Genomic DNA, 16,752 nt, shown 5'->3' on the forward strand with positions numbered 1-16,752 from the left:
GCGTTCCGGGCAGTACTGGAGTGCGCGAGCCTCTGGGAGTGCCGGTTCGCCGCCTACCATTCATACTTACATTCATACTCGATAGTCGAAGACGTGGCGATTGCCGCGTCTCGCAGTGCGTTTTTATTCCGACGAGCGGCAGCTCGGTCAGCTGGTCGCACGTCGCACGGAGGGTAGTTCGTCGCTAGCGACAGCGTTTGGGAGAGCTGGAGTAGCCCGACCGGCAGCGACAGCGTAAGCGGAGTCCACTCGGTCACGCGAGGCGAGCGCGAGTCGCGTCGCGCGCGTGCCGCCGACCGCGCAGGCGACTTGTGTGCGCGACCGCTGGCGGCGGCGGCCCGGCAGAGATCTCCCCGGGGTCGCCGGCGCTGGTTACGGGCCCACCGGGGACGCGCGCTCGCCGATGTCCGAGCGGCGCCGAGGTTGCGGGCGAGGCTCCGACCTCCCCGGCTCGTCGATCTCGGGCGGCATCGCTCGGGACGCTCGGTGGGCTGTCGCGACGGCGTCCGTCGATACCGACACGGCGGACCGCTAGGCTTAAACGCGAGACTGGAATACTACAGCATGCGCGCCAAGGTGGCAGAGTCTGGTTACGCAGCGGCCTGCAGAGCCGCCCCACGCCGGTTCAAATCCGGCCCTTGGCTCTTTTTGCGGACGTCACCGGCGAGAGGCATCACCGTGGACGGCCGGTCTCCGGATTGGTTGCCCCTGTCGGGGCCAGTCCCGGCCGGCTCTCGAATCGGGAACCCGCCCGTCACGTGCACGTGCGGTGTACTACTCGTACGACTCGTCGACGCGGATCGGCGCTTGCCGCTTCAGGCGCCCCCGCAGACGTAGAGCGCGCCGCCGAGGATCCAGGCGATGCCGACGGCGATACCGGCGGTCACCTCCGCGGGCTCGATCGGTGGGTTTCGGACTGTCGCCTCGAGGAAGATGATCGTGGCGAGGACCCCACCGGCGCCGAGCCCCTGGAAGGTCCCGACTGACGGGTGGATGCTCGTCGAGGCTCCCAGCAGCAACACCACCGGGATGGCGAACAGGATCTTGTCGTAGTACGAGACCATGCGTATGGACGGCGACGTGCGTCGAGCTGTGACGGCGTTCTGCCCGCGCTGGCCGTTGTCGTCGCTATCGACGGTAGCGGCCTTTAGCTTGCTGGCTGTGGGTGGCTGCCGTGTCAGGTTACCGTCGTCGACGGCGCCGGAGCGGGCTCTCGGACTTCGAGCTGCAGGGATTCGAACCGGGGCGACAGTACGGATAGGGAAAGTAACCGTTAAACGCCGGGTGTCCTATTCTCGAAGTATGCAACGACGCGCTGTCGCCGTGTACGTCGCAGTCTTCCTCGTCGTCGGGGGTGCGGCGGGCACGCTGGTCGCGACTGCCGACACGCCGGAGGTCTCGTTCGAGGACCCAGACTTCGAGCGCTCCGCGGGGGAGACGTTCGAACACGCCGGGCAGACGTACTCTGTCACCGAAGTCACTGAGAAGACCGAAAGCGGTGGCCACGGTGGCGGAGCCTCGCACTTCATGCTGGGGACGATCAAGTGGAACGTAACCGCCGAGGCGTCGGCGTCCTGGTCGAACGGGAGCACGGTCACCTACGATGGCGAGGAGTGGACCGTCGTCATCGAGGGCGAGGACCCGAGCGAGGTGACGCTGCGGGAGCAGATCGACAAGACCGCGATCCTGCAGAACGACTCCAGCGCGGACAACGAGACGGTCACGAGCGACGGGGAGGAGTACGTCGTCGTCCGTGACGAGAACGGCGACAAGACGCTCGTTCCGTCCGACGAGTACTTCCCCGCGCCCGAGGAGCAAACGTTCGCGGAGGGTGACTCCCTCGAGTACGACGGGAACGACGCCACCATCGACGACGTGACGACGAGCGAGGCAGTTCTCGTCTGGGAGACGACCGAGAACAGGGAGGTCGAACTGAAGCAGGGCGATACCGTGACCTTCGGCGAAACAACCTACGTGGCCCACTTCCCGGACAAGGAGACTCTCGTCCTGTCGAGCGATCAGGAGGCGTATCAGGCCCAGCTGGACCAGATCGACACGTTCCAGGAGTACGCGACGGGGCTCCGGCGCATCGCGGCCATCCTCACGATGGGTGCCCTGACCCTGATCGGTCTGGCGTTCGTCCCGAGCCGGTACTGACGACACCGCTGATCGCACGTTTGGCAGTCGCCCGGCGTCGTCGCCGGGGCAGTCGCGTGATTCTCCCCGACAGCCTCGCGCTTGCCTCACCGACACACACATACGCCCGCCCGTTCACGAACGCGTATGCCAACGACAGCGGAGAAGATCAAGCAGCTCGCTCCCCACTGGGCGGTGATGTTTCTGGTGATGTTTCTCATCCTGTTCGTCGTCGAGGCGACGTACGGTGAACTCTCCTTCTGGCAGTCCGTGCTGCTCGTCGTGGTCGTGGCGTTCGGTTACCCGTCGGTCGTGCGGTACCTCGGCGTCGCGCCCGAGATATGGACGGCGGAGTGAACGGCGTTCCGCACTGGCCGACGTCGGCGACTGATCGTCGACCGGTTCATCGCAATGTGGGCCGTGTGCAACGACGTTTCTGATTCGGCGTTGCCCGCGATTCGCCGTTGCTCGCGATCTATCTATCCGGTAATCGCGCCGTTGCTCGCGAGTCCTGCCGGATAGCGACGCGCTCGCGACGGCGAACGCGGCCGCTGCGTCGCCGGAGGTCGAACGGGGCTCTCGCTGTCTCGGCCACATATAAATAATGTGACCTTCCGGAGCGGTCACTGGATGGCTCGCACTGTGGAAGCCCGGCGGAGAACTGGGTCGGCGCGCCGGCGCTTTTTATAAGTAGCGTAGCGCCGAAACGGCGGATCCGACCGCTCGCTCGGGCTGTATGCCGACCCGACGGTTTTTATCGGCGGCCCGCGGAGGGCGGGATATGCTGGACACGCGTGGCGTGTTGGCGCTGCTGGTAATCGGGTTGATGATCGTGGCGCTCGTGGCCGGTCGTCGAGGGGAGGACGCGCTCGCAACGTGGCTGATGGCGGCCGGATTCGCGGTGGCATCGGCGTGGGCTGGGATGGGCGTCGTTCTCACTCGACGCCAGGGAGCGGAAGGGGTGTTGAGCGCGCAGATCTATCTCTCGCTGCTCGCCATGGCGGTGGCGTTCACCGTCTACTTCGGCCTGCGCGCGAAGGAGGATGCCGGTCTCTCGGGCAGTTGGTGAGGGGGAAACTCTATTCCTCATTGTTATTCAGGGTATTTTTCTCTCCAACCGGGAACGTATTAACGCTAATATGCGATATCATCACAAGGTATAAGGTATGTCAATTGTAGCTGATGGCAAGGCATGTCAGAAGATGACACCACTGCCCACAGCAGCAAGCGCCGACCATTCCTCAAAGCGGGTGCGGGTGCGGTAGCCGTTTCCCTCGCCGGCTGTACTGGGGACGATAGCGAAGGAACGCCGACCGAGGGGACCGTGGAACCGGCAACCGACTCCACGCCGGACACGGTCGACGAGGGAGAGGAGATCACGGAAGGCGGTGACTTCCGTTACGGTATGAGCAACGCGCCGGCCGGCCTCAACGCCCTCTCGACGTCTTCCTCGTACTCGTGGGTGATCCTCGACCAGATCCACGCGTACGGGACGTCGATCGACCCGGTCACGTTCGAGGTCCACCCGAACCTGTTCACGGACTGGACCGTCGAGAACGTCGACAGCGGCGAACCGGACGTCTACTTCAACGTCCGCGACGGACTGACGTTCAACGACGGCGAGGACTTCGGCATCGACGACGTGATCTTCACGTACAACTTCCTGAAGGAGGCCCAGCCGGGGCGGTACGCCAACAACATCTCCCCGGTCGAGACCGTCGAGGAGGCCTCCAACGACTGGGACGTCCACATGAAGCTCTCGAAGCCGGTGGGGACCTACGACACCACCCAGCTCGGACTCCCGATGCTCCCGAAGCACGTGTGGAGCGACGTCGACCCCGCCGAGTTCTCGCAGTACAAGCCGACCGAAACGACCTACGAGGTCGACGGCACGGAGTACAGCGGCCCGGTCGGCCTCGGTGCCGGTCGTATCACCCGGTACGAACCGGACACCTCCGTCGAGGTCACGTACCGTGACGACTACACGCTGAACGACCTCCAGTGGCTCGAGGACCACGACAACCTGCGCGCCGGCGGTCCCTTCATCGACACCCTGCGCGTCAACGTCTACGGGAGCTCCGAGGCGCTCCAGCAGGCGTTCCTCCAGGAGGACGCCATCGACGCGATGTACGGCTCGATCCAGCCGTCGAACATCCCGAAGGTCGAGGACAAGGAGGGCGCCCGGATCGTTACCGGCTCCGACACGGGGTACAGTCACTACTCCTTCAACATGCGTCGGACGCCGCTCGACGACACCATCTTCCGTCAGACGATGGGCTTCCTGTTCGACCACATCCGATGGACCGACCAGCTGAACCGCGAGACGGAGCTCCGTGGTGCGTTCGTCATGCCGCCGGGCTACGAGGCCGTCCGCCCGGAAACCGCCGTCGACGGCGCGGAGATCAACGAGCACCCGGCGACGAAAGCGTTCGACTTCCTCCAGGACCAGCCGGGCGTGCCGAACTTCTCCGCCATCAAGGCGTACCTGAAGAACGGCGAGCCCATCCATGGCGAGGAAGGCTCCTACGCGGACGGCGAGCGCGAGTACCCCGGTTCGCTCACGGGTGCCTCGGCCGACGAGACGGAAGCCCGGCACGAGTACACGTGGGGCTCCGTCGAATCCGACGTCCTCCAGGACCAGCCGGGCGTCGAGGAGGAGATCCGTGTGAACGGCAAGACGATCACGGAGATTCTCGGTCGGCCGCTCGAAATGATGATGTACCCGCCGCAGGACTCGCCGCTCTCGGCACAGATGGTCGAGAACTTCGTCGGCCAGCTGCGGTCGCTCGGCATCCCGGTTGAGCGAAACGTGTTGACGTTCAACACGATGCTGAACGAAGTGTACCGCGACGTCAACTTCGACATCTTCCCGATGGGCTGGACGAGCCTCTCGCCGTTCGCGGTGTCGACGCTCGACTCGCTTTTCACCAGCGACAACGCCCACGGTCCGGACTCGGAACACGAGAGCCTGCTCAACAACCCGATGGGCTACGGCCTCGAGGGCGTCCCGGGTGCCGACGACCTGATCAAGGACGCGCTGTCGACGATGGACACGGAGGAACGGAACTCGAAGGCCCGGCAGGCCGTCGAGAAGATCTACCTCGACTACCCGACGCAGGTCAACAGCCACGCCATCCCGCAGTGGCCCGTCAACGAGGCGAAGTGGAAGGGCTACGTCGAGGGGATCCCGAGCCCGGGTGACTCCTACGTCGCCTGGCAGTTCCAGAACGTTCACCTGAAGGAGTAACGGCTCGAGCCCGCGGTTTTCACCCTCTCACGCCGTTTTCGGTTCCGCGAAACCAACCCTTAAGAGTTGGACTGACAATCTCTCACACATACACAGGCCCACATGACCAGAATTAGTTTACGATACCTCGCGTATCGCTTAATCGTTTCGTACTTCGTGATCCTCGGGATCATGACGCTCGCGTTCCTCCTGTTGCGGCTGATGCCAGGCTCGTTCGCCGACGCGATGATCAGCCCGGAGATGCCGAAGGAGGCCAGGGAACGTATCCGCGACCAATACAATCTCGACGAGCCGCTCTGGCGACAGTACCTCTCGTTCATGGTGAACTACCAGACGGGGCAGTTCGGCTGGTCGCCGACCAACAACACCGAGGTCTGGTCGCTCATCGAGCGGCGGCTCCCGCGGACGTTGGTGCTGTTCGGCGCGGCGTTCATCTTCGGTTACATCGTCGGCCCGCTGGTCGGGATGTACCTCGGCTGGTGGCGCGGCACCAAGCGTGACAAGTCGATCTTCGCTGGCGGCCTCGTCGCGTACTCCATGCCCGCGTTCTGGATCGCGTGGCTGCTTATCTGGCTGCTCAACTATCAGCTCGGCTGGTTCGAGAGCTCGTACATGATGACCCAGTATCCGTCCGACCACCCGTTCCTCGAACCGTTCTCTTCGGAACAGTGGAACTGGTGGCGGGCCTCCCTCGACGTGCTCCACCGGATCACGCTGCCGCTCTTGAGTATCATCTCCGTCGGCTGGGTCGGCGCCATGCTCGTGATGCGGACACAGATGAACACGGTCGTCGACTCCGATTACGTCTACCTCGCGAAGGCGAAGGGGCTCTCGGAGCGCACCGTGATGATCAAACACGCTGCCCGCAACGCGCTGATCCCCGTCGCCACGCAGGCGATCGTCGGGGTCGCGTTCATCATCGACGGGGCCGTGATCATCGAGGTCGTCTTCTCGTACCCCGGCATGGGCGAACTAATCCTGCAGTCCGTCGTTGGGCGGGACTACCCGACAGCACAGGCCGTGTTCTTCGTCCTGGGCGTGCTCATCGTGGTCATGCGCCTCCTGACGGACATCGCGTACACCTATCTCGACCCCCGAATCAGCTTCGAGGGGGGTGAATGACTGATGGCAACTGAACAACCGCAAACTCGCATCGAGAGCTACAAGGAGAAGTACGGGCCGAAGGTCGACCGGTACAAGCGCGTCTGGAGCCGATTCGCCCAGCACCGCCTCGGCGTCATCGGCCTGTTCATCCTGCTGATGTACATCCTCTGGGCGATCTTCCCCAGCTGGTTCGCGCCACACGCGCCGGAGTGGGTCGCCTACCTCGGCACCGAACCGGGGCGGATGACGATCGACCAGCGCGAGTCACTGCCGCATCCGCCGGCGTTCGGGGACCCGTTCTTCGCGCCGCTCGGCACGAACGACCAGGGCTACGGCGTGATGACCCAGCTCGTTTACTCCGCGAAGAACGCGATGTACATCGCGATCGCCGCCGGGATGCTGTCGAGCCTCGTCGGCGTCCCGCTCGGACTCATCTCCGGCTACTACGGCGACACCTGGATCGACGAGTCGATCCAGCGGCTCGCCGACATCACCTACGGGCTGCCGTTCCTGCCGCTGCTCATCGTCCTCGTGGCGATCCGCGGCGTCAGCACGACGAACATCATCCTCGGCATCGTCGTGAAGTCGTGGGTGAACAACTGCATCATCATTCGCGGCGAGACGCTCACGCTGAAGGAACGCTCCTACGTCGAGTCGGCGAAGGTCGCGGGTGCGTCGGACACGCGCGTGATCTTCCGGCACATCCTGCCGAACGTGCTACCGCTCACCTTCGTGTACCTCGCACAGGACGCCGCAGGCGCCATCCTCGCGGAGGCGTCGCTCGCGTACCTCGGACTCTCAGACTTCACGGCGTACTCCTGGGGTATCATGCTGCAAGAGATCCAGGGCCGCGGCTACGTGTTCGACGCCTGGTGGTGGCTGCTGCCGCCCGGGCTTGCCATCACCGCCATCGCGGCCGCGTTCTACTTCATCGGCTTCTCGATGGAGGACGTTGCGAACCCACAGCGATAATCTATGGCCGAGAAACTACTCGAAATCAACGACCTCGACGTACGGTACCGCATGGACGGGCCGGACGTCCGCCCGGTCGACGGCGTCTCGCTCGACGTCGACCACGGTGAGACGTTCGGGCTCGTCGGCGAGTCTGGCTGCGGCAAGACCACGCTCGCGAAGGCGATCATCGAGCTCCTCGACGACAACGGGGAGGTCGTCAGCGGGGAGATCTGGTTCGACGGCGTTCCGCCGGAATGGAGCGACGACGACGGCGACGCCCGCCGGGAGATCGTCGACGACCCGCAGTACCCCGTCCGCGACGACGGGATGACGAACCTCGCGGAGCTCTCCACGGAACAGATCCGCGACGTCCGCTGGCGGGACATCGCGATCATCCCCCAGAGTGCGCTCAACGCGTTGAACCCGGTGTACAAGGTCGGCGACCAGATCGTCGAGGCCATCCTGCGTCACGAACCCGAGACCTCGGAGGACGAGGCGTACGACCGCGCCGAGGAGCTCTTAGAGCGCGTCGGTATCGAGGCCGAGCGCGCGTACGACTACGCCCACGAGTTCTCCGGCGGGATGAAACAGCGGGCCGTCATCGCGATGTCGATGGCGTGTAACCCGGACCTGCTCATCGCCGACGAGCCGACGACGGCGCTGGACGTGATCATCCAGGACCGCGTTCTCGACGAGATCAGCAGCCTCCAGGAGGAGTTCGGCGTGGCGATGCTCATCGTGAGCCACGACATCTCGGTCATGGCGGAGACGTGTGACCGCATGGGCGTCATGTACGGCGGGAAGATGATGGAGGCCGGCACCGCGACGGACATCTTCGAGGAGACCGCGAACCCGTACACGCTCGGGCTGCGCAACTCCTTCCCGTCGATCGAGGAGAGCCAGGAACGGCTCGTCTCGATCCCCGGCACGCCGCCGACGCTGCGTGATCCGGACACCGGCTGTCGCTTCGCCGACCGCTGTCCGTTCGCCGTCGAGGAGTGTCGCGACGCGCATCCGCCGATGTACGACGTCGACCGCGCGACCGGCGGGGAGCCCGGTGACACGCCACACGAATCGGCGTGCTACCGGCTCGACTCGCTCGCACAGATGCAGGAAGACGCCGCAAAGGAGGAAACATGGCTACAGCAGACGACGCACTAGTGGAAGTAGAGGGGCTGAAGAAGTACTTCGACGTCAGCAGTGGCGTCTTCGAGCGGCTCTTCGGGACCGCGACGCCGCCGGTCCGCGCCGTCGACGACGTCTCCTTCTCCATCGAGAAGGGCGACGTCATGGGGATCGCCGGCGAGTCCGGCTGTGGGAAGACCACGCTGGGGAAGGTCCTCGTGCAGCTGTACGAGCCGACGGAGGGGACGATCCGCTTCGACGGCGAGGACGTCACGGAGCTGACCCGGGAGGAGGAGTCGGAGTTCCGTCAGCGCGTCCAGATGATCTTCCAGGACCCCTTCGAATCGCTCAACCCCCGGATGACGGTGTACGACGCCGTCTCGGAGCCGCTCCGGATCAACGACATGCTCGACTCCTACCAGGAGCGACGCGAGAAGGTGGTCGAGACACTCAACGACGTGGGGCTCGCCCCCGGCGACGCCTACCTCGACTCGTTCCCGCAGGAGCTCTCCGGCGGCGAGCGCCAGCGCGTCGCCATTGCGCGCGCGATGGTCGTCGACCCCGAGTTCGTCGTCTGCGACGAGCCGGTGTCGATGCTGGACGTCTCCATCCGCGCGGGCGTGCTCAACCTGATGAAGGAGCTGCGCGACGAGTACGGGCTGACGTACCTGTTTATCAGTCACGACCTCTCGCTCATCCGGTACATGTGCAACAAAACGGCGATCATGTACCTCGGCGACATGGTCGAGTACGGCCCGACCGACGAGGTGGTCGACGACCCGAAACACCCGTACAGCGAGGCGCTGTTCGACGCGGTCCCGGTCGCGGACCCGACGCGGGAACGCAAGCGCGCGAACGTCACCGGCGACATCCCGAGTCCCCGGTATCCGCCGGAGGGCTGTAAGTTCCACACGCGGTGTGCGAACATCATCCCGCCGGAGTCGTGGGACGGGACCCAGGACGCGTTCCGCCGGGTCCACATGTTCAAGCGGCGCGTACTGGACGGGTTGTCCGTCGACGACCTCGACGCCGATCCCGAGGCGACGCCGGACGACCGGCTGAAGGACCAGGTCCTCAGCCGCGGGCTCGCGCTGACCGGCCTCCCCGAGGAGTACGCGCTGGAGTCCGAACGGGAGATGGCGGAGGGCCGCGGCGTCGACGTCTCCGAGTTCGAGGTCCCGCCCGCCGCCCAGGAGACGATCGAGGAGGCGGCGTCACACATTGTCGACGGCGACACCGACGCTGCCGCCGACGCCGTCCGCTCCGAGTTCGTCTCCATCTGTGAAACCGACCGCCCGGCGAACCGCGCGGCCAGCGAGTCGGTCCAGACCGCCTGCCACCTCTACGGGGAGGGCGACGAGCCGCAGGTCGGTGGGTCCTCCACGGCCGCAACCGCGGACGACTGACGATGGACCGGTCCCCGTCCCTCCGCACTCTCCTCGTTGCGGGCAGCTTCGCGGTCGTGTTTCTCGTGACGGTCGCCGTCAGCGTCTCCACGGTGACGGCGGTGGTGGCGCACGTCGAGGCGTCGGCGACGCTCTCCGCGCAGGCCGAGAGCATCTCGCCGGCCGAGGAGCAGTCGGAGCTCGCCGTCGCCGTCCGGGTCGACAACCCGACCGACGCACCGCTGACGGTCAGTAGCGCGTGGATCCAGGTGTACCGTAACGGGAGCGCCGTCGCCAGCGACGCCGGCGCCGGCTTCGACGAGTTCACCGTCCCGCCCGGCGAGAGTCGGACGGTGCGGCTGTCGGCCACTATCGAGGCCGAGGATCCGGAGCGCGTCCGCGAGGCCGCCCGGGACGGCGACCTCGTCGCGAAGGGCCGCTTCGAGGCACGGGTCGTCGAACGGAGTCTCCAGCTCTCGATCGAGGGTGGTGCCGATGCGTAACGACACCCGCGGTCGGCGGCGACTCGTCGGCGACGTCTACGTGCGTCCGGCCGTGATGCGGTGGATCCGGGCGACGATCATCGGCGTGCTGACGGGCATCGTCGGCGGTCTCGGCACCTTCGTGTTCAGCAACACGGACGTCTCGCCCATCGCGGGCGACCCCAAGCTGGCGCTGCTCCTCATCGTGGCCAGCGGCGTGTACACCCACCTGTTCGCGGCCGACCTCCGCGAGAGCTTCACCGCGGCGGGGATCGCGTTCCTGGTCGGCGCGGTCGTCTGTATCGGCGCCTGGGTCTGGCCGGTGTACGCGCTCGGCTACACTGGCGTCCTCGCGGAGCTCGTGGGTGCGCCCCGGCTCCGCAACGGCGTCGTCAACGTGATCACGATCTACCTGATGGTGTTCGGCGCGAGCTACCTGACGACGCTGTCGCTGGCGGCGACCCAGGAGTAGCGGCCCGGGCGGAAGCGTTTTCCTTCCGTCCGCCTCAGTTCCGACGAATGCCGAACGACATCCCCACGGAGGAGAAAGACCAGAAGAAGCGCGGGATGTTCGCCAGTCGGAACGAGGACCCGACGTTCAAGAGCTACCTCTCCTCGCTGCTGTACGTGCTCAGCGTGCCGACGCTCATTCTGCTCGCGTTCGTCGGCTACTGGCGCGGCCTCTACTCCTACGACGCCGTAATCCCGGTGTTCGGCGGGCTGCTCGTGGCGCTGCTCGTCGTGACCTTCGGACTGATGCACGTGCTGACCGGCCGCTAAATCGGGCTTTCTGGACGTGCCGAGGCGTGTCGTCCGCGACGACGTCGGCTCTCCCTTATAAGTGCGCCCGGCCCGGCGACTGACGTATTTAAAAAGAAAAAGAGACGACGGTAGCGACGACCGTCGGGCGACCGCGAGCTCTCAGACCGTCCCGCCGCTGAAGGCGTTCAGTATGAGCAGCCCCAGCGCCACGACGAGCAGGCCGAACTCCAGCTGCGTCGGCGCGCCCGTCCCGCCGTGCCGGAGGTAGCTCCCGAGGCTGGCGACGGTCGCGACGTACGGGAGGCCGAACAGCAGCCAGATCTTCGGCGAGCGGCTCTTCGCGAAGGCGACGACCCGCTGCCAGCCGCCGCGGACGGCGGCCCGGACGCGGGCGCGTCGGCGCATCGTTCAGAAGGGGATTTCCTCGTGTTCACACAGCACAGGCTCGCTGGCGACGTTCGTCACGAGCGCCAGCAGCGCGACGGCCTCGCCGGGGTCGACCGCGGGCGCGTCGCCGTCGAGTTCCGACGACCAGCCGGCCAGCGAGACGCCGAGGCGAACGCGCCAGTCGTGAACCGTGATCAGCCACTCGCCCGCGCCGTCCTCCGCCGAGACCTCGAAGAGGTACTTGAACGTCTCGTCGTCGCGCCAGGAGACGTCGTTGCCGGCGACGTACTCCTCGAACTGGGGGGTGCCGAACAGCTGGGTGAACCGGTAGTAGGCCGTGCCGATGTCGGTGTCCATCCCCGGCTGATTCGGGTTCGGCTCCAGCTCGACGTAGGCGTCGACGTCGTCGTGCTCCAGGAGGTTCACCTCGCGCAGCTCGTCGCCGTCGTCGCGCCGGCGCCGGATCTCCGCCGGGGATACCGGTTCGATCGTGTACTCGCCGAGCTCGTCGAACTCGGGGGCGTCAGGGTGCTCTCTGATGTCGAACATCAGTACGAGAAGTGCATGAACCCTTTCAGCCCCGCGTAGCCGAGTCCGAGGAAGCCGATGCCGAGGAGGAAGATGATCACGCTATCGAGCGTGGGGATCTGATGCGGTGCGAGACCGTAGAAGAACGTGATCCCGAGGAGGGTGAGGATGTACCCCACGGTGAACCCGAGCAGACCGAGACACAGCGAACCGATCCCGACGGGTCCGCGAGCTGATTTCGGAATCTTCGTTTTGATCGCGCTCATGACTTGCCGTTGGTATTTGTTCCCATGATAAATCAGTAACGATCACCCACAGCAAGCGGGGGTTCCGCCCCTCGTCGCTTTCCTTCTCCCGTCGCACTCGCCCCGTCGCACTCGCCCCGTCGCGCTCGGCCGGCGGCGGTCAGCCGTCCTTGCTCTCGCGCCGCTCGCGCTCGCGCTCGCGCGCTTCGAGGTTCGCCATGGCCTCCTCGTCCAGCGGCGACGCGGCCTCGTCGAACTCGGCCCCGGACTGCTCCTGCTCGGCCGCTTCCTCCTCCTCGTCCCCGGATTCGAGGTAGTCGAGGTATTCCGAGGGGTGGACGTCGAGGTTCTGCGAGATCAGGATCAGCGCGATGCCGCCGATCGTGTAGAACACCGGCGCCGGCGCGGTCAACGGGACCTGTCCGGTCACGACCGAGACGTGGAGCGCGTTGCCGATGAGCAGCGCGCCGGCGACCCACAGCCCCGTCGCGATCGTGGAGGCGAGCCGTTTGGGGATCATGGTCGTGCTGGGGTGGCCGGGTACTTGAATCGTCCGCGTCGATGGGTGTGAGTTCACGTCCGTTCTGGGTTGTAGTTCGTTGAGAAGGTGCAGACGCTGTTGTATTCGATATCACTGGTAACACCTCGAAAGCCCTCGGCCGCTCTTGCTTATAAACGGGGAGCTCAGGTGCAGACACTGCTATGCTTGACAGCACCGCAAACTCCTCGAAAGCCCTCGGCCGCTCGCGGTCGCTCCGCGACATATCCGCGGCTCTCCGCCGCGAAAGACGGTCCGGGCTGCCTGCAGTGGCGGGCTGCCGGGCTGCGACTTTCTGGCCTTCGTTCACTGCGTTCACGAAGACACCGCCCGCCGCGGATAGAGGTCCCCGGAGCGACTCCGTTACACCGCGACCGGCCGTCGCCCTTTCAGTCCGCCAGGACAGCAACCGCGACGGCGACCGCACCGCGACCGCACCGCGACCGCCCAGCAACCGCAATTCCTCAGTCCTCCCCAGCCTCGGCCGGGGCGCGCCGGCCCCGCACCGCTTCGGCGCGCCTCGCCCTCCCTCGCACGCGTTGCTCGCGCGCGCCACCGCCCAGCACCGCACGCCGGCCAGCCGGCGCACGTCGTCGGCGACCCAGCCGCCGCGGCGCCGCCCGGCCACCACTCCGGGGTGGGACTGAAAGGGGCAGCCGCTGAGCGGGACGCCCTGCGAAGCAAGCACCGCAATCCCAGCGAGCGAACGCAGTGAGCGAGCGGGGTGAGGAGCACAGCGAGCAGCGCGACCGCTCAGCGGCTGGGGCTTTCGAAGCATGCTGAGTGGTGTCGTAAGCGACGCTAGTCAAACCCATTTATAAACGAAACTGGTCAGCGGCGTGGGCCTTTAAATATAATGAGCGGTGTCGCACGCAACGTTTAGCTCCAGTTCAGAAAGAGCGCACACAACGACTTCAACCGAAAACAACCCGATTAGCTCACACCGATAACACGGGCTGGCTGGCGTAGAGGAGGACGTACTCGGCGGCTTTCTCCAGCACTTCGCCCGGCGTGCCCGACACGGGCTCACGGGGGACGACGAGGAAGTCGGCCTCGAGGTCCTCCGCCGTGTCCAGCACCACGCTCCCGGGGTGGGTCGTCTTCACGTTCGTCGAGAAGCCGTAGGCGATGGAGGTGTTCGTCTCGACGCCCTTCTCGGCCGCCTGCTCCGCGACCGCGTCGGTGAACGAGGCGGTGTCCTCCGCGACCTCGCCCTCGTCGACGGCACCGGTATCGATCGCGCGCGCGACGTCCTCGCCGAGGATGTACACCGCGTGTACCGTCGCGTCGTACTCGCTCGCGACCGCGATCGCGTACTCGACGGCCTCCTGTGACTCTTCGCTGCCGTCGACCGGCGCCAGCACGAGATCGATGTCGAGGTCGGCCATACGTAATCAGATCCACGGCGCCCCTGAAAAAGCCACTCGTTGGCCGGGCGGCTGAGCGACCCCGGTGCGGGCCGTAACTCACGGGCTACTTCACGACGGTCGCGAAGACGAACGGGGCCATCGCGAGGATCCCGAGAATAGCCAGCCACCACGGGAAGAAGACGAGCAGGCCAATCACCATGACGAAGCACGTCGCAAGCACCACCAGTTTCTGTTTCACCGACAACATGGCTGTCATAGCTCTGTATGATGTGGGGGGCAACTAATAGTTCCCCCGTCTCGGAACTCCTTTTCGTGCGAGTGCCGCGGTGGTGACGGCCCAGCTGGGTTCTCTCCACCGGTGGCAGCGTCCTCGCCGACACCAGCAGCCCTCGAACGAGCCACCGGCGGTGGACACCCCGCGCGACACCGCCCGGCTTTAAGCCCGCGCCGGGTCAACGGTGACCCATGTTCGACACGATCGTCATCGCGACCGACGGCTCCGAGAGCGTGAGCCGCGCGATAGACGTCGCCCTGGACCTCGCCGAGCGCTTCGACGCTGAGGTACACGCGCTGTACGTCATCGACCGCGGCGAGGTGGAATCGTCGCCGGAGGGCGTCCGCGAGGACCTCCGCAAGGCGCTGGACGAGCGCGGCGAGGAGGCGCTGGCCGAGGTCGACGCACAGACCGACAAGGGCGTCGAAACCGCCGTCCGCGAGGGGCGCCCGGCGGCGGAGATCTCGGCGTACGCCCGCGAGATCGACGCCGACGTCGTCGCGACCGGCACCCGCGGCCGCCACGGCGAGAACCGGTTCCTCATCGGCTCCGTCGCCGAGCGCGTCGTCCGGACCTGCCCGGTCCCGGTGCTCACCGTCCGGCAGCTCAACGGCGAGGACCCGCGGCGCACGACGATCTGAGGCCGGCGCGATCGCTGGCGGGAGTCGCACGCGTTGAGAGCGGCGGAGTTTTCACGCTCGCGGGCGGACGGCCGCCATGGACGACGACCTCATCGACGACGACCTGATCCCCCTCTCCCGGCGCAGCAAGCTCCCGGGCAAGGGGTTCTTCTACCCGGACTCGCTCGACGAGGAGCGCGCCGAGCAGCGAGCGAAGGAGACGATCGAGGGCGCCGAGACAGTGGTCATCGCCGACGGCGACGCCGACGGGCTCGCCTGCGCCGCGATGATCCGCGAGTACTACGGCGCCGAACTCGACGTCGCGGCGTTCGAGGCCGCCATCGAGGACCGGGTTCCCGAGACCGGCCCGGGCGACGTCCCCGAGGCGGAGACGGTCGAGGAGGTCGCCGCGGAGGCGGCCGAGGCGGCCGAGGCGCTGGAGAGCGAGGGCGACGAAGCGGAGGACGGCGACGACGGCGACGACGCCGAGGACCCGACCGAGGACGCCCACACGCGCTCGTCGGTGGCGCTGGTCTCGGCCGGCCCGTACTCGCTCGACGACGCCTTCGAGCGCGTGCTCGCGTACGGCGAGCCCGACCTCGACCTGTACGTCTGTGACCTCTGTCCGGACGAGTACGCGTGGATCGGCGACGAGCTGGAGGCGCTCGCGGAGCAGGCGGCCGCCATCCGCTGGTTCGACCACCATCAGTGGGACGACGCCGCGGCTGCGGCCGTGCGCGAGGCCGGTGTCGACCTCGTCGTCGGCGAGTCCGACGAGGAGTGTACCGCCGACGTCACCCTGCGCTCGCTGGAGTACGACTTCGACGAGCAGTGGGCGGAACTGGCCGCGGTCACGCGCGACCACGACCTCTGGCTGAAGGAGGACCCCCGGTCGGACGACCTGGCCGACTATGCGCACTGGTCGGGTGCCGAGGAGTACGTCACCGTCGTCGGCGCCTACGGCGCGGATCTTCCGGACTCCGTCGGCGACTTCCTCGCACATCGCCGCGTGGAGAAGGAGAACCGCATCGAGGCCGCCGTCGGCCGCGCGACGTTCCAGGCCGTCGGCGACTGGTCCGTCGCCGTCACCTACGGCCGCTGCTCGCAGAACGAGGTCGCCGAGCGCCTCCGCAAGCAGGGCGCCGACGCCGCGGTCATCGTCAAGCCCGCCGGCTCCGCCTCCATCCGCGGCTCCGAGGACTTCCAGCGCGCCCACGAGGTCGCCGGCAAGGTGAACGGCGGCGGCCACCCGCAGGCCGCGGGCTGCAAGCCCGACATCTACGACGACATGCTCGACTACGCCCAGCACTGGACGACCGAAGGCCAGGCGACACGGAAGGTCATCCTCTCGGCGTTCGAGGAGGTCGCCGAGGAGGCTGCAGCCGAAGCGGAGGCGGAGGAAGCTGAGGCGGCGGAAGCTGAGGCGGCGGAAGCTGAGGCGGAGGACACGGAGTAGAGAGTGGAGTAGCGGCGGCGAAAGCGTCCGAGACGGGGAACCGGCCAAATTGGCCGCTGCTCAGAGTGGCAAATCCCGGGATATTCCGGGTCTCAAGCTGACTGGCGGCGGATATCGGCTACCGTTCTGCTCGGGAGCC

At 66.4% G+C, this 16,752-nt stretch carries 20 protein-coding genes and 1 tRNA gene; 14 read left to right on the top strand and 7 right to left on the bottom strand.

Annotation, left to right across the window (positions count from 1 at the left end; all coding sequences use genetic code 11):
- The first annotated feature begins 570 nt into the window (after window positions 1-570).
- Window positions 571-644 (top strand) — tRNA-Cys (locus ACQE3M_RS03220).
- Between the two features lie 171 nt (window positions 645-815).
- Here the strand turns inward: ACQE3M_RS03220 and ACQE3M_RS03225 are convergent.
- Window positions 816-1,064 carry a DUF8015 family protein gene (locus ACQE3M_RS03225; RefSeq protein ID WP_430504033.1) on the bottom strand — a complete coding sequence of 83 codons (249 nt, stop codon included), beginning with the start codon at window positions 1,062-1,064 and terminating at the stop codon, window positions 816-818.
- Between the two features lie 238 nt (window positions 1,065-1,302).
- Here ACQE3M_RS03225 and ACQE3M_RS03230 point away from each other — a divergent pair, with 238 nt between their 5' ends.
- The 11 genes from ACQE3M_RS03230 (at window position 1,303) to ACQE3M_RS03280 (ending at window position 11,213) form a co-directional block, all read left to right on the top strand.
- The gene (locus tag ACQE3M_RS03230) at window positions 1,303-2,157 is read left to right on the top strand and encodes a hypothetical protein (protein ID WP_430504034.1); all 855 of its coding nucleotides are present in this window, start codon (window positions 1,303-1,305) and stop codon (window positions 2,155-2,157) included.
- Between the two features lie 126 nt (window positions 2,158-2,283).
- Window positions 2,284-2,493: a hypothetical protein gene (locus tag ACQE3M_RS03235; RefSeq protein ID WP_430504035.1), complete on the top strand. Its 210-nt coding sequence runs from the start codon at window positions 2,284-2,286 to the stop codon at window positions 2,491-2,493.
- Window positions 2,494-2,917: 424 nt separating this feature from the next.
- Window positions 2,918-3,205: a hypothetical protein gene (locus ACQE3M_RS03240; protein ID WP_430504036.1), complete on the top strand. Its 288-nt coding sequence runs from the start codon at window positions 2,918-2,920 to the stop codon at window positions 3,203-3,205.
- Window positions 3,206-3,328: 123 nt separating this feature from the next.
- Entirely contained in the window at window positions 3,329-5,383 is a 2,055-nt protein-coding gene (locus tag ACQE3M_RS03245) for an ABC transporter substrate-binding protein (RefSeq protein WP_430504037.1), read from the top strand.
- 102 nt (window positions 5,384-5,485) lie between these two features.
- On the top strand, window positions 5,486-6,505 hold the full coding sequence (locus tag ACQE3M_RS03250) for an ABC transporter permease (RefSeq protein WP_430504038.1): 1,020 nt from the start codon (window positions 5,486-5,488) through the stop codon (window positions 6,503-6,505).
- A 3-nt stretch (window positions 6,506-6,508) separates the two neighbouring features.
- The gene (locus ACQE3M_RS03255) at window positions 6,509-7,459 is read left to right on the top strand and encodes an ABC transporter permease (protein WP_430504039.1); all 951 of its coding nucleotides are present in this window, start codon (window positions 6,509-6,511) and stop codon (window positions 7,457-7,459) included.
- Window positions 7,460-7,462: 3 nt separating this feature from the next.
- Complete coding sequence (locus tag ACQE3M_RS03260; protein ID WP_430504040.1) at window positions 7,463-8,602, top strand: ABC transporter ATP-binding protein; 1,140 nt, start codon at window positions 7,463-7,465, stop codon at window positions 8,600-8,602.
- Window positions 8,578-9,972 (top strand): ABC transporter ATP-binding protein, encoded by a 1,395-nt coding sequence (locus tag ACQE3M_RS03265; protein WP_430504041.1) that lies wholly within the window; start codon window positions 8,578-8,580, stop codon window positions 9,970-9,972. Before ACQE3M_RS03260 ends, ACQE3M_RS03265 begins: the two co-directional genes overlap by 25 nt.
- 2 nt (window positions 9,973-9,974) lie before the next feature.
- Complete coding sequence (locus tag ACQE3M_RS03270) at window positions 9,975-10,454, top strand: LEA type 2 family protein (protein ID WP_430504042.1); 480 nt, start codon at window positions 9,975-9,977, stop codon at window positions 10,452-10,454.
- Window positions 10,447-10,905, top strand: coding sequence for a hypothetical protein (locus ACQE3M_RS03275; RefSeq protein WP_430504043.1), 459 nt, complete (start codon window positions 10,447-10,449; stop codon window positions 10,903-10,905). The genes ACQE3M_RS03270 and ACQE3M_RS03275 overlap by 8 nt, the downstream gene beginning before the upstream one ends.
- A gap of 47 nt (window positions 10,906-10,952) precedes the next feature.
- Window positions 10,953-11,213, top strand: coding sequence for a hypothetical protein (locus ACQE3M_RS03280; RefSeq protein WP_430504044.1), 261 nt, complete (start codon window positions 10,953-10,955; stop codon window positions 11,211-11,213).
- A gap of 141 nt (window positions 11,214-11,354) precedes the next feature.
- On the opposite strand, the gene ACQE3M_RS03285 is transcribed toward ACQE3M_RS03280, so the two are convergent.
- The 6 genes from ACQE3M_RS03285 to ACQE3M_RS03310 form a co-directional block, all read right to left on the bottom strand.
- Window positions 11,355-11,600: a hypothetical protein gene (locus tag ACQE3M_RS03285; protein ID WP_430504045.1), complete on the bottom strand. Its 246-nt coding sequence runs from the start codon at window positions 11,598-11,600 to the stop codon at window positions 11,355-11,357.
- Between the two features lie 3 nt (window positions 11,601-11,603).
- A complete protein-coding gene (locus ACQE3M_RS03290; protein WP_430504046.1) occupies window positions 11,604-12,131 on the bottom strand; it encodes a hypothetical protein in 528 nt (175 codons plus the stop codon).
- The gene (locus tag ACQE3M_RS03295; protein WP_430504047.1) at window positions 12,131-12,376 is read right to left on the bottom strand and encodes a hypothetical protein; all 246 of its coding nucleotides are present in this window, start codon (window positions 12,374-12,376) and stop codon (window positions 12,131-12,133) included. Before ACQE3M_RS03295 ends, ACQE3M_RS03290 begins: the two co-directional genes overlap by 1 nt.
- A gap of 139 nt (window positions 12,377-12,515) precedes the next feature.
- The gene (locus ACQE3M_RS03300; protein WP_430504048.1) at window positions 12,516-12,875 is read right to left on the bottom strand and encodes a hypothetical protein; all 360 of its coding nucleotides are present in this window, start codon (window positions 12,873-12,875) and stop codon (window positions 12,516-12,518) included.
- A gap of 956 nt (window positions 12,876-13,831) precedes the next feature.
- Complete coding sequence (locus ACQE3M_RS03305; protein ID WP_430504049.1) at window positions 13,832-14,281, bottom strand: universal stress protein; 450 nt, start codon at window positions 14,279-14,281, stop codon at window positions 13,832-13,834.
- Between the two features lie 85 nt (window positions 14,282-14,366).
- Window positions 14,367-14,519 (bottom strand): hypothetical protein, encoded by a 153-nt coding sequence (locus ACQE3M_RS03310; RefSeq protein ID WP_430504050.1) that lies wholly within the window; start codon window positions 14,517-14,519, stop codon window positions 14,367-14,369.
- A 209-nt stretch (window positions 14,520-14,728) separates the two neighbouring features.
- On the opposite strand from ACQE3M_RS03310, the gene ACQE3M_RS03315 reads away from it, so the two are divergent.
- Complete coding sequence (locus tag ACQE3M_RS03315; protein WP_430504051.1) at window positions 14,729-15,178, top strand: universal stress protein; 450 nt, start codon at window positions 14,729-14,731, stop codon at window positions 15,176-15,178.
- Between the two features lie 76 nt (window positions 15,179-15,254).
- A complete protein-coding gene (locus ACQE3M_RS03320; RefSeq protein WP_430504052.1) occupies window positions 15,255-16,613 on the top strand; it encodes a DHH family phosphoesterase in 1,359 nt (452 codons plus the stop codon).
- Window positions 16,614-16,752: the final 139 nt, after the last annotated feature.

Origin of the sequence: Halosubterraneus shenae, from assembly GCF_050510935.1 — an archaeon.
GTDB lineage: Archaea > Halobacteriota > Halobacteria > Halobacteriales > Haloferacaceae > JBDGPU01.